We start from the raw sequence: 13,255 nt of genomic DNA, 5'->3' as shown, positions 1-13,255 counted from the left end.
GGATTTCCTCTGGGGCTGACGATCAGGCGCCGCCGGACGTTACCGGCAGGACGGCGAGTTTGGCCGCGGCGGCGTCGCGCAGCCGCAGCAAGGGTTCGATATAGGCGGACTGCGGATCGCCGCGGCGGCGGAACAGCAGCGTGCTGACGCTGACGCCCGCGACGGGACGCCCTGCCCCGTCGCACAGCGCGACGCCGTAGCAGACGATGCCGGGTTCGTTTTCCTCGTTGTCGACAGCGTAGCCTTGCTGAGCCGCCACGCCCAGCGCCTCGCGCAGCGCGGGCAGACTGGTCAGCGTGGCGGGCAACCGGGCCGGCATCGGCAGCGCGTGCAGCAGGCGCTCGCGCGCGGGCTCGTCCAGCGCGGCCAGATAGGCCTTGCCGACGGCACTGGAATGCAGCGCGACGGACGCCCCCACGCGCGACACCATGCGCACGGGGCCGGGGCTTTCCAGTTTGTCGATGTAGATCATCTCGTGGCCCGCGGGCACGGCCAGATGGACGGTTTCGCCGGTCTGGTCGCGCAGCGCCTGCAGTTCGGGCGCCAGCGCGGCGCGCAGATCGAACTGGGACCATGCCTTGCTGGCCAGCGACATCAGGCGCGGCCCCAGGCGATATGCGCCGCTGGATTCTGTGACCATCCCCTGTTCGGCCAGTGCCGCCAGGATGCGGTAGACGGTAGGACGGGGATAGCCGCAGTCACGGGCAAGCATGGCGGCCGTCGGCGGCTGCGGCGCATCGGCCACCGCCTGCATCACCGCCATGAATTTTCCGAACGCTGCCGCGCCCGCGACCTTGGATTCCTGCACTCATGTCCCCAAATACATGCGATAGCCCAGGCCAGATCCGCAACGCGGCAAGCGCGAATATCAGACGAATCTGCGATACTGTTTATTTGTACAGCTACCGAGGCGCCGATTGTCCACCATATGGACATGCGCCTCACAATATAGTCAATTATTCCATATCGACGCGCCCGGAACCAGCGATGGATCGCCGCGCCGGCATGCTCCCTTCGTCAGGCTACGATACCGTCCATGAGCTCCCATATCCGCATCGTTGGCGCCCGCCAGAACAATCTCAAGAACCTCGATCTGACCATCGCCACCGGCGAACTGGTCGTCGTCACCGGGGTGTCGGGGTCCGGTAAAAGTTCGCTGGCCTTCGACACCCTTTACGCCGAGGGCCAACGGCGCTACGTGGAAACCTTCTCGCCCTATGCGCGCCAGTTCCTGGACCGCATGGACAAGCCGCAGGTGGACCGCATCGAGGGCATTCTGCCCGCTATCGCCATCGACCAGACCAATCCGGTGCGCAGCTCGCGCAGCACGGTCGGCACGATGACCGAACTGAACGATCACCTGAAACTGCTGTTCGCGCGTGGCGCCAAGCTCTATTGCCGCGGCTGCGGCAAGCTGGTGCGGCGCGACACGCCGGAATCCGTCTATCACTCGCTGGCCGAGCGCGCTGCGACCGTGGGCGACCCGCGCCTGGTGGTGACCTTCCCGATCGCCGTGCCGGCCAACTTCACCGAAGACGAAGTGCGCGGCTTCCTTGAGCAGCAGGGCTACACCCGCGTGCACGCCGAAGAAACCGCCGTGCCCCGCGCCGCCGCCCCCGCCAAGGGCGCCAAAAAGGCCAAGGCCACGAAGACCGCCAAGGCCGCCACCGAGGAACGCCGCATCCTGCACGTCATCCAGGACCGCTTCCGCTTCGCCGGCACCGAGCGCGAACGCATCATGGAAGCGCTGGACACCGCGCTTCGCATGGGCGCCGGCCACATCGCCGTCTACGCCATGGACGCCGACGGCGGCAACGCGCACATCTGGAAGTACAGCGACCGGCTGCACTGCGCCGATTGCGACATCGAATACACCGACCCGCTGCCCAGCAGCTTCTCGTTCAATTCGCCGCTGGGCGCCTGCGAGGCCTGCCGCGGCTTCGGCCGCGTGATCGGCATCGACTTCGGCCTGGTCATCCCCGACGAGAAAAAGACCCTGCTCGAAGGCGCCATCAAGCCGTGGACCACGCCGTCCTACAAGGAATGCCAGGACGACCTGCAAAAGTACGCCCCGCGCGCGGGCGTGCCGCTGGGCGTGCCCTGGAAGGACATGAGCGACGAGCACAAGCGCTGGGTGCTGTACGGCACACCCGACTGGAAGGGCGGCAACGACGCCTGGAAGCACCAGTGGTACGGCGTGCAGCGCTTCTTCGACTGGCTGGAAACCAAGTCGTACAAGATGCACGTGCGCGTGCTGCTGTCCAAGTACCGCAGCTACACGCCCTGCCCCAGCTGCAACGGCGCGCGACTGAAGCCCGACGCCCTGCTCTGGCGCCTGGGCAACAAGGATGAAGCCGACGCCGTGCTGCCGCCCGAAGACGGCCGCTACAAGCGCTTCATGCCGGTCGGCACCACCTGGAGCCGCGAGCAGCTCAACGGCCTGGACGGCCTGTCGCTGCACGACGTGATGCTGCTGCCGATCGAGCGGGTGCGTAAATTCTTCGACACGCTGTCGTTCTCGGGCGCGCTGGACGCCGCCACCGACCTGCTGATGACCGAAGTGCGCGCGCGCCTGAAATTCCTGTGCGACGTGGGCCTGGGCTACCTGACGCTGGACCGCCAGAGCCGCACGCTGTCGGGCGGCGAGGTCCAGCGGATCAACCTGACCACCGCGCTGGGCACCTCGCTGGTGAACACGCTGTTCGTGCTGGACGAGCCCTCCATCGGCCTGCACCCGCGCGACATGCACCGCGTCGTCGAAGTCATGCACCGCCTGCGCAACGCCGGCAACACGCTGGTGGTCGTGGAGCACGATCCGCAGGTCATGGTGGCCGCGGACCGCATCATCGACATCGGCCCCGGTCCCGGCGAACGGGGCGGCCGCATCGTCTTCGACGGCACGCCTGATCAACTGCGCGCCGCGCCCTCGCTGACCGGCGATTATCTCGGCGGCCGACTGCGTGTGGAAGCGCCGCGTCCGATGCCGGTGGCGGCCAACACGCCGCGCCTGCTGCTGGAAGGCGTCAATGCGCACAACCTGAAGAACGTCTCTGTCGAGCTGCCGCTGGGCCGCCTGGTCTGCGTGACCGGCGTGTCCGGTTCGGGCAAATCCACGCTGGTGCAGGACGTGCTCTACCCCGCGTTGCTCAAGCAGAAGGGCAAGCCGTCGGAAGCGCCGGGCGCCTTCGACCGTCTGCTCGGCGCCGAGCAGATCGCCGACGTCGTCATGGTGGACCAGACCCCCATCGGCAAGACCGCGCGCTCCAACCCAGCCAGCTACGTCGGCGCGTTCGACGCGATCCGCAAGCTGTTTGCCCAGGCCCCGCTGGCGCGTGAGCGCGCCTACACGGCGGGCACATTCAGCTTCAACGGCGGCGACGGCCGCTGCCCGACCTGCGGCGGCACCGGCTTCGAACACGTCGAAATGCAGTTCCTGTCCGACGTGTACCTGCGCTGCCCCGATTGCGACGGCAAGCGCTTCCGCCCCGAAGTCCTGGAAGTGCGCGTCGAACACCTGGGCAAGAGCGCCTCGATCGACGAGGTGCTGGAAATGACCGTCAGCGAGGCGCTGGACTTCTTCAAGGGCTTGCGCGACGTGCAGACCGGTCTTGCGCCGCTGGCCGACGTGGGCCTGGAATACGTGCGGCTGGGGCAACCGGTGCCGACCCTGTCGGGCGGCGAGGCGCAGCGCCTGAAACTGGCGGGCCACCTGGCCGAGGCTGCGCGCAGCGGCATCTCCACCGCCAAGGTCGCCAAGAAGGGCAGCCTGTTCCTGTTCGACGAACCCACCACCGGCCTGCACTTCGACGACGTCGCGCGCCTGATGCGCGCATTCCGCAAGCTGCTGGCCGCCGGCCACACGCTGCTGGTCATCGAACACAACCTGGACGTGATTCGCGCCGCGGATTGGCTGATCGACCTGGGTCCCGAAGGCGGCGACGCCGGCGGCCTGGTGCTCGGCACGGGCACGCCGCAGGACCTGATGGACAACCCCAAGTCGCATACGGGCGCCGCCCTGCGCGACTATGAAGTCAGCATCCTGCCCGTCGATACCGTCGCGGGCGGCAAGGCCGACGTCATCGTCAGCAGCGATGCCGACGCGCAGGAGGCCGAACAGGCCGGCCTGACCGCGCGCATCGCCGAGCCGCAGGCCGAGTACGGCGCCGGCGCGGGCACGCCGCTGCAATCCTTGGTGCGTGAACGCCGCCAGGGCAGCATGGCCATCGAAATCCGCAACGCGCGCGAACACAACCTGAAGAACATCAGCGTCGAAATTCCGCACGACAAGTTCACCGTCATCACGGGCGTGTCGGGGTCGGGCAAGTCCACGCTGGCCTTCGACATCCTGTTCAACGAGGGCCAGCGCCGTTATCTGGAATCGCTGAACGCCTACGCGCGTGCCATTGTGCAGCCGGCCGGCAAGCCGGATGTGGACGCCATCTTCGGCATCCCGCCCACCGTGGCGATCGAACAGCGCACCAGCCGCGGCGGCCGCAAGTCCACCGTGGCCACGATGACGGAAATCCATCACTTCCTGCGGTTGCTGTACGTGAAACTGGGCACGCAATACTGCCCGGACTGCAATGTCGCGGTTGAACCCCAGAACACCGACCAGATCGTGGCGCGCCTGTTGCGCGAGCACAAGGGCGAGCACATCGGCCTGCTGGCGCCGCTGGTCACCGCACGCAAGGGCTATTACACGGATCTGGCCAAGTGGGCGGGCTCCAAGGGCCATTCCCATCTGCGCGTTGACGGCGAATTCATTCCCGTGGCGCCGTGGCCGCGCCTGGACCGCTACAAGGAACACACCATCGAACTGCCGGTGGCGGATGTGGTGGTGGACCCGGCCAACGAGGCCGACCTGCGCGCCGCCGTCAAGAGCGCGCTGGAAAACGGCCAGGGCGTGATGTCGGTCGTCTGGCCCGTCAACAAGCTTCACGAGGCGCTGAACAGCGAACTGCAGCAGCAGCATTTCTCGGTCAAGCGCGCGTGCCCGTCCTGCGGCACCAGCTTCCCCGAACCCGATCCGCGCCTGTTCTCGTACAACTCCAAGCACGGCTGGTGCACGGGCTGCTACGGCACGGGCCTGCAATTGCAGGGCTTTGACGAAGAGCAGACCGGCGAGGAAACCGCCTGGAACGCGTGGTACGAAGGCGAGGCCAAGACCTGCACGCAATGCGATGGCCAGCGGCTGAACCGCGTGGCGCGCGCCGTGCGCTGGCGCGACAAGTCGATTGCCGAACTGGCGTCGCTGCCGGTGTCGGACGCACACACCTTCTTTACCGGACTGGTGGCGCGCGGCCGCGAAGGCGAGATCGCCCGCGACATCCTGGCCGAGATCCGCGGCCGCCTGAACTTCATGCAGGAAGTGGGCCTGAACTACCTGGCGCTGGACCGCGCCGCGCCCACGCTGTCCGGCGGCGAGGCGCAGCGCATCCGGCTGGCCGCGCAACTGGGCTCCAACCTGCAGGGCGTCTGCTACGTGCTGGACGAACCCACCATCGGCCTGCACCCGCGCGACAACCGCATCCTGCTGGACGCGCTGGCGCGGCTGGAAGGCAACGGCAACACGCTGGTGGTGGTCGAGCACGACGACGACACCATCCGCCGCGCCTCGCACGTCATCGACATCGGCCCGGGCGCGGGCATCCGCGGCGGCCGCGTGGTGGCGCAAGGCACCGTGCAGGACGTGATCGACGCGCCTGAATCCGTGACCGGCCGCTACCTGAAGACGCCGCTGGCGCATCCGCTGCAGGGCCGCCGTCCGGTCGAGGCCGACACGCCCATGATCGAGATCCGCGGCGCGCGCCTGCACAACCTGCGCAGCGTCGATGCGCGCATTCCGGTGGGCCGCCTGAGCGTGGTGACCGGGGTGTCCGGTTCCGGCAAATCGACCTTGGCGCGCGAAGTGCTGCTGGACAACCTGACGCAGGCGGTCTCGCAAGGCAAGGCGCCGGGCTGGGCGGGCTGCGAAAGCATCAAGGGCTGGGAAGCCATCGACCGCGTGCTGGAAGTGGACCAGACGCCCATCGGCAAGACGCCGCGCTCGTGCCCGGCCACCTACGTGGGCTTCTGGGACGACGTGCGCAAGCAGTTCGCCGACACCCGCGAGGCCCGCATGCGCGGCTGGACGGCGGCGCGCTTCTCGTTCAATACCGGCGATGGCCGCTGCCCGATCTGCGAAGGCCAGGGCATGCGCACCATCGAGATGAACTTCCTGCCCGACGTGAAGGTGCCGTGCGACGCGTGCAACGGCGCGCGCTTCAACAACGACACGCTCAGCGTGCAGATGCGCGGCAAGAACGCCGGCGAGCTGCTGTCCATGGAAGTGGACGACGCCATCGGCTACTTCGCCGCCCATCCCAAGATCCACCGTCCGCTGCAATTGATGCAGGACGTGGGGCTGGGATACCTGACGCTGGGCCAGCCGTCGCCCACGCTGTCGGGCGGCGAGGCGCAGCGCATCAAGCTGGTGACCGAGCTGTCCAAGGCCCGCCTGACCGACGGCCTGATCAAGACCGGCCGCGCCTCGCGCATCCCGCACACGCTGTACGTGCTGGACGAGCCCACGGTGGGCCTGTCGATGGCCGACGTCGAAAAGCTGATCCACGTGCTGCACCGCCTGGTCGAAGCCGGCAACACGGTGGTGGTGATCGAACACAACCTGGACGTCATCGCCGAAGCCGACTGGCTGCTGGACCTGGGCCCCGAAGGCGGCACGGGCGGCGGGCAACTGGTGGGCGAAGGCTCGCCCGAGCACGTGATGACGCTGGCCGATCATTCCCACACCGGCCGGGTCCTGACGGAGTTCCTTGCGCAACAACAGCGGTAACGCACCATGGATTGCCGTTTTGAAGACCGGCTTGCCGGTCGCGCGCTGCGCCTCGACGGGTTTTGCGACCGGATCGAGGCGCGCGCCGCGGCCGAGGTCGCCCCGGCGCTGGCCGCCATCGACGCCGCGCGGCGCGAAGGCCGCTGGATTGCCCTGCTGCTGGACTACGAGCTGGGCGAATGGCTACTGCCCGAGGCCACCCGGCCCGCGCCGGCCGGGCCGTGGACGCCGCCGCGCGACGACGGGCGCCCTCGCCTGACCGCGCTGGTGTTCGACCGCAAGATCGACGAAGCGCCGTGGGACGCGCCGGACGCCGACGCGCCCACAGCGTCCATCAGCCTGCCCGTACCGCGCATGACCGAGCCCGCCTACGTGTGCCAGATCGACGCCATTCGCGGCCTGATCCGGGACGGCGAGCTGTATCAGGTCAATTTCACGCAGCCGCTCGACGTCGGCTTCCAGGGCGATCCGGCCACGCTGTACCGCCGCATCGCGGCGCGCAATCCGGTCGCGCACGCAGCCTACATCCAGGACGGCGATCGCACGGTGCTGTCGTTTTCGCCCGAGCTATTCGTGCGGCGCGAGGGCGCCCGGCTGACGACCCGGCCCATGAAAGGCACCGCACCGCGACATGCCGACCCGGCCGAGGACGAACGCCTGGGCCAGGAATTGCTGGCCAGCGACAAGAACCGCGCCGAGAACCTGATGATCGTGGACCTGCTGCGCAACGACCTCGGACGGCTGGCCGAGCCGGGTTCGGTGAAGGTCGACGCGCTGTTTTCGTTGGAGCGATACCCCACGGTCTGGACCATGACGTCCACCGTGTCGGCCACCGCGCCGCACGCCACGCTGTCGGACGTGCTGCACGCCCTCTTTCCCTGCGGATCGATCACCGGCGCGCCGAAAGTCGCGGCCATGCGCCGCATCCGGCAAATGGAAACCGCCCCGCGCGGTCTGTATTGCGGCAGCATCGGCTGGCTGGCCCCGGATGGCGACTTCTCGCTCAACGTCGCGATCCGCACGCTGGTCCTGGACCAGCAGGGCCACGGCGTCTACAGCGTGGGCGGCGGCATCGTCTACGATTCGGAGCCGGCCGGCGAATGGCAGGAATGCCACTGGAAGGCCCGCATCCTGCGCGCCTGACGGCGCAAACCCCACGGCCGGTAGTAGCATAGAGCGCGGCCCGCGCAGCCCGGCCTGGCGCGGCCCCACTCAGCCGGCCCCGCGCCTTATCCCAGGAGAGTCCCATGCAACCTGAATTGATCGAGACCATCCTGGTTGAAGCGACCGGCAACGTGCCGCTGCTGGCGCGCCACCTCCACCGCCTCGAAGCGTCATGCAAGGCGCTGGGCTATGTCTGGGGCGGCCGCGATGTCGAAGGCGACATCCTCGTCGCCGTCATGTCCCTGGGCTCCGCCGGCCCCCACCGCCTGCGCCTCCTGGTCGCGCGCGACGGCAGCCGCCACATCCAGACCGCCGTCCTGCCGCCCCTGCCCGCACACCAGGAAGTCATGCTGGCGCCCGAGGCGCTGCGCTCCTCCGAACCGCTGCTGCGCTACAAGACCACGCACCGCCCCTGGTACACCAAGACGATCGAATGGCTGCCTTCGCATCCGCACATCTTCGATCTGGTCTATCTGAACGAACGCGGCGAACTCTGCGAAGGCAGCCGCAGCAACGTATACCTGCGCCTGGGCGACGTCTGGTACACCCCGCCCGTGGACAGCGGCTGCCTGCCGGGCGTGCAGCGCGCGCAACTGCTCGACGACGGCAAGACGAAGGAACGCGTCCTGACGCTGGCGGACCTGCATGCAGCCGACGAAATCCGGTTGTCGAATGCGCTGCGCGGATGGTTCACGGTGACATTCCGCGACGCCTGACAGCCGTCCTGATCGCTGACGCTCAATCGGCAAACACGTCCACCACCACCTGCCGGAGCCACTGGTTGGCGGCTTCGCGGTGGTTGCGGGCGTGCCAGAACACGTTGATGACCGACTCCGGAATCTTCACCGGACAGGGCGCGGCGGCCAGGCCGAACGGGCCGCACGCGCAGTCGGCAAAGCGCTGCGGCACCACCGCGATCATGTCGGTGGCCTGCAGCACCGGCCCCACCGCCATGAAGTGCGGCACCGTCAGCCGCAGCCGGCGGCGGATGCCCGCACGCGCGATCACCTCGTCCACCACGCCGTGGCCCGTGCCCTCGGACACGATCGCCACGTGTTCGGCCGCGCGAAACTGCCTGGCCGACACGCCCGAGCGCGCCAGCGGATGGTCCTGCCGGAAGATGCACACATAGGGCTGGCGAAACAGCCGGCGCTGAAAGAACCCGCCTTTCAACCCCGGCAGAAAGCCCATGGCCAGATCCATGCGGCCCCGCTCCATTTCGTCGCGCACGTCGATCGACGTCGTGCGCACCGTGCGGATGGTCACGCCCGGCGCCACCTGATCCAGCGCCCGCATCAGGCGTGGCAGAAAGTAGGTCTCTCCCACGTCGTTCACCCCGATCACAAACGACCGCTCGCTGCGCGCCGGATCGAACGCCACGCGCGCGTTCAGCGTGCCTTGCAGCGCGGAAAGCGCATCGGCGATCGGCTGAGCCAGGCTCTCGGCATACGGCGTCGGCACCATGCCGCGCGAGGTCCGCAGGAACAACTCGTCGCCCAGCAGCTTGCGCAGCCGGCTCAGCGCATTGCTGACGCCCGGCTGCGAAATCCCCAGGCTTTCCGCCGCCGCCGACACCCGGCCATGCTTGTGCAATTCATTGAAGACGACGAGCAGATTCAGATCCACGTCTTTCAGGTTCATGCGGCTGTCTCCACCAATATTGATTCTGGTGATTTATGTAATAAGCCAGATTCTATTTATTAATTTGGCGCCCTGCCCGAAGATGCGGAAAAACTGCCTGCGCCCATGCCGCGCAAGGCGCTGCCCGGCCGCCATGCGGCCAGCTGAAAAATGGAGACAAATCATGCGCGTCCGCACGCATCGCATCGCCACGTCCTGTAGCTGGGGCCGTCCATGAACGCCCCCGAACACCCCGTCCAATTCGTCCCGCCCTGGCAAGGCGACGGTTCCCATCGCATCCCGTTCGGCGTCTACACCGACGCCGCGCTGCACCAGCGGGAACTGGAGCGCTTCTTCTACCAAGGCCACTGGAGCTACGTCGGCCTCGAGGCCGAAATCCCGAATCCCGGCGACTTCAAACGCACGGTCGTGGGCGAGCGGTCCGTCATCCTGCTGCGCGACAACGATGGCGAAGTGCGCGTCGTGGAAAACGTCTGCGCCCATCGCGGCGTGCAGTTCTGCCGCGAACGCGCCGGCAACCGTACTGAGTTCGTCTGTCCGTACCATCAGTGGAATTACGACCTGCAGGGCAACCTGATCGGCGTGCCCTTCCGCCGCGGGGTCAAGCAGGACGGCAAGGTCAACGGCGGCATGCCGCCCGACTTCAAGCCCGAGGACCACGGCCTGACAAAACTGGCGGTCGCCTGCCGCAACGGCGTCGTCTTTGCGTCCTTCGACCACGACGTCGAGCCGCTCGAAGACTACCTGGGCCCCGACATCGCGCATTACTTCGACCGCGTCTTCGACGGCCGCGAACTGGTGATCCACGGCTACAGCCGCCAGCGCATTCCCGGCAACTGGAAGCTGATGCAGGAGAACATCAAAGACCCCTATCACCCCGGCCTCCTGCACACCTGGTTCGTCACCTTCGGCCTATGGCGCGCGGACAACCGGTCCGAACTGAAGATGGACCGCCATTTCCGCCACGCCGCCATGATCTCCACACGCGGCCAGGGCGGCAAAAGCACCGTTACCAGCGGCGTGTCCAGCTTCAAGGAGCAGATGTCGCTGAACGACGACCGCTTCCTGGACATCGTGCAGGAACCCTGGTGGAACGGCCCCACCGCCGTGCTCATGACGCTGTTCCCTAGCGTCATCATGCAGCAGCAGGTGAACTCACTGTCCACCCGCCACATCCAGCCCGTCGGCCACGACGCTTTCGACTTCGTCTGGACGCATTTCGGCTTTGCCGACGACACCCCCGAAATGACCCAGCGCCGCCTGCGCCAGGCCAACCTCTTCGGCCCCGCCGGCTTCGTGTCCGCCGACGACGGCGAAGTCATCGAATTCTCGCAATCCGGCTTCGAACAAAAGCCCTGGCACCGCAGCGTCGCCGAACTCGGCGGAAAAACCGCCGAAAACACCGATCACATGGTCACCGAAACGCTGATACGCGGCATGTACGCGTACTGGCGCCGCGTGATGGAGGCGTGACATGCTGGACTTTCCGCGCTACTACCAACTCACCCGCCTGTACACCGACTACGCCGCCGCCCTGGACGCCGGCGAATGGGAAAAGTGGCCCGACTTCTTCACGGAAGACTGCATCTACAAAGTGCTGCCGCGCGAAAACTACGAACGCGGATTTCCGCTGGCGACCATGGCGTTCGAGAGCCGCGGCATGCTGAAGGACCGCATCTACGGCGCCACCGAAACCATCTTCCACGACCCCTACTACCAACGCCACGTCGTCGGCGCCCCCCGCGTGCTGCTGGCGCAGGACGACCGCATCGAGTCCGAAGCCAACTACGCCATCTTCCGCACCAAGCCCAGCCAGCTCACCACCGTCTTCAACGTAGGCCGCTACCTCGACGTGATCCGCCAGACCCCCGACGGTCTCAAATTCGAATCGCGGCTGTGCATCTTCGACAGCGAGCTGATCCCCAACTCGCTGATCTATCCCATCTGACCCGGAGACGAACAATGACTGTGCAATGGACAAAGGCGATTGAACGCGATGAAGTCCCCGAAGAAGACGTCATCGCCATAGAGGCAGGCGGAAAAGAAATCGCGCTATACGGCGTCGAAGGCCAGGTCTACGCGACCGACAATCTCTGTACGCACGGCAATGCCAGGCTGTGCGACGGCTTCCTGACCGGCCACGAAATCGAATGCCCGCTGCACCAGGGCCGCTTCGACGTGCGCGACGGCCGCGCGCTGTGCTCGCCACTGCGGGAGAACATCGCGACCTATCCGGTGCGTATTGAGGATGGCGTCGTGTTCGTGGCGCTTTGATTTACTGACGCTGGGCGCGGCGACCACAAGACGCCAGTCCGTTGACGCACCGCAGCGCTCAGAAATTGAGGCGCCGCCGCCCCGGCGGCCCTCAAACCGCCAGCCGCAACGCCTCGTTCGCCGCCGCCATGCCCATGGCGGCGGTCACGGTAACCACCGACCCATAGCCCGCGCACGACAAGCCCTGCGGCGCCAGGTTCAGACCCGACGCGCCCATATCATCTTCACCTTCAAGCGGCCTGGTCCACGCATCCGGCAAAATCGCCGGCTGGTCAAACCACAACGCATGCACGCCCATCTTCGGCACCCGCTTGAGCGCCTTGCCGTTCTTGTCCGACGCCCGCGGAAACCCATGCTCACGCCGCAACTTGTTGCGCAGCTTGGACAGCAACGCATCATTGACCGCCCCCGACAGATCCCCCGCCCGCAACGCCAACGGATCCGTCTTCCCGCCCGCGCCGCCACACAGCAGCATCGGCACGCCAAGCGCACGCGCATGCAGAATCATCGCGATCTTCGCGGCCGCCTGATCGGTGCAGTCGATGATGACCGTATAAGGCCCCGGCAACACCTCGCCCACGTTCTCTGGCGACACGAAGTCGTCCACCCGCGTGATCCGGCATTCCGGATTGATCGCCAACACCCGCTCAGCCATCGCATCCACCTTCGACTGCCCCAGCGTCGAACTCAACGCATGGATCTGCCGATTGACGTTGGACTCGGCGATGTGATCCAGATCGATCAACGTCAACGCCCCCACGCCGCACCGCGCCAGCGCCTCGACGGTCCACGACCCCACGCCGCCCAGGCCGGCGACGGCAACGTGGGCATTGCGGATGCGGGAGGGCGCGTCAGGACCATAGAGGCGCGACAGCGCGCCGAAACGACGGTCAAGATCGGCGGGTTCAGGAATGAGTTCGGGCGAGTTCATGGAGCGCATTTTATGGCAGCAGCCGCCAGCCTACCCGCCCAAGTCACGCGGACAAGGTGTCTGACACCCTGCGGAGACTGCAGTCATGCCGCGGATGTGCCCCAAGGGTGTCAGACACCGGCGCACTTTTCGCCGCCAGTCCAGATCCCAGAGGGACCCGCGGACAGGGTGTCAGACACCGGAGGCAACGCGCCGCCGCCCACCGCAAGCGCGAAGCGTCATCCTCCGACGCAAGACACCGCGTAAGCGCCCGGAGGCCGCCCGCGCGGCCAACCGGGCGCGGGCCCCGCAAGACGCTTCAAACCCGCGCAAGCGCAGCCAAGAACCTTAAGAACTCAACCCGCCCCAGCGCCCGCCAAGCTGAAACCACCCGAGCCCGGCGCGGCGTCGGCCTGGGGCGCGCGGGGCGTGTA

The 13,255-nt window shown here is 67.1% G+C and carries 9 protein-coding genes; 6 read left to right on the top strand and 3 right to left on the bottom strand.

The window, feature by feature from the left end; translation table 11 throughout:
- Positions 1-22: 22 nt before the first annotated feature.
- On the bottom strand, positions 23-808 hold the full coding sequence (locus tag AB3147_RS04925; RefSeq protein ID WP_367351500.1) for an IclR family transcriptional regulator: 786 nt from the start codon (positions 806-808) through the stop codon (positions 23-25).
- A gap of 228 nt (positions 809-1,036) precedes the next feature.
- Between AB3147_RS04925 and uvrA the strand changes: the two genes are divergently transcribed.
- From uvrA to AB3147_RS04910, 3 genes are all read left to right on the top strand, one after another.
- Positions 1,037-6,832 carry an excinuclease ABC subunit UvrA gene (gene uvrA, locus AB3147_RS04920; protein WP_367351499.1) on the top strand — a complete coding sequence of 1,932 codons (5,796 nt, stop codon included), beginning with the start codon at positions 1,037-1,039 and terminating at the stop codon, positions 6,830-6,832.
- Between the two features lie 6 nt (positions 6,833-6,838).
- The gene (locus AB3147_RS04915) at positions 6,839-7,975 is read left to right on the top strand and encodes an aminodeoxychorismate synthase component I (RefSeq protein ID WP_367351498.1); all 1,137 of its coding nucleotides are present in this window, start codon (positions 6,839-6,841) and stop codon (positions 7,973-7,975) included.
- Between the two features lie 104 nt (positions 7,976-8,079).
- Positions 8,080-8,712: an aminotransferase class IV family protein gene (locus AB3147_RS04910; RefSeq protein ID WP_175138833.1), complete on the top strand. Its 633-nt coding sequence runs from the start codon at positions 8,080-8,082 to the stop codon at positions 8,710-8,712.
- Between the two features lie 22 nt (positions 8,713-8,734).
- Here the strand turns inward: AB3147_RS04910 and AB3147_RS04905 are convergent, their stop codons facing one another.
- Positions 8,735-9,637 carry a LysR family transcriptional regulator gene (locus AB3147_RS04905; RefSeq protein ID WP_175138834.1) on the bottom strand — a complete coding sequence of 301 codons (903 nt, stop codon included), beginning with the start codon at positions 9,635-9,637 and terminating at the stop codon, positions 8,735-8,737.
- Positions 9,638-9,850: 213 nt separating this feature from the next.
- On the opposite strand from AB3147_RS04905, the gene AB3147_RS04900 reads away from it, so the two are divergent.
- The 3 genes from AB3147_RS04900 to AB3147_RS04890 are packed head-to-tail and all read left to right on the top strand — an operon-like array spanning position 9,851 to position 11,911.
- The gene (locus tag AB3147_RS04900; protein WP_218344941.1) at positions 9,851-11,110 is read left to right on the top strand and encodes an aromatic ring-hydroxylating dioxygenase subunit alpha; all 1,260 of its coding nucleotides are present in this window, start codon (positions 9,851-9,853) and stop codon (positions 11,108-11,110) included.
- A 1-nt stretch (position 11,111) separates the two neighbouring features.
- Complete coding sequence (locus AB3147_RS04895; RefSeq protein ID WP_175123243.1) at positions 11,112-11,585, top strand: aromatic-ring-hydroxylating dioxygenase subunit beta; 474 nt, start codon at positions 11,112-11,114, stop codon at positions 11,583-11,585.
- 14 nt (positions 11,586-11,599) lie between these two features.
- Positions 11,600-11,911 carry a non-heme iron oxygenase ferredoxin subunit gene (locus AB3147_RS04890; protein ID WP_218344942.1) on the top strand — a complete coding sequence of 104 codons (312 nt, stop codon included), beginning with the start codon at positions 11,600-11,602 and terminating at the stop codon, positions 11,909-11,911.
- 91 nt (positions 11,912-12,002) lie between these two features.
- Here the strand turns inward: AB3147_RS04890 and AB3147_RS04885 are convergent, their stop codons facing one another.
- On the bottom strand, positions 12,003-12,851 hold the full coding sequence (locus AB3147_RS04885) for a tRNA threonylcarbamoyladenosine dehydratase (protein ID WP_370633072.1): 849 nt from the start codon (positions 12,849-12,851) through the stop codon (positions 12,003-12,005).
- Positions 12,852-13,255 lie beyond the last annotated feature (404 nt).

The sequence above is a fragment of the Achromobacter animicus genome (genome assembly GCF_040775605.1).
Lineage (GTDB): Bacteria > Pseudomonadota > Gammaproteobacteria > Burkholderiales > Burkholderiaceae_B > Achromobacter > Achromobacter animicus.
The sequence above is the reverse complement of the archived record's forward strand: the minus strand, read 5'-3'. Positions and strand labels throughout refer to the sequence as shown.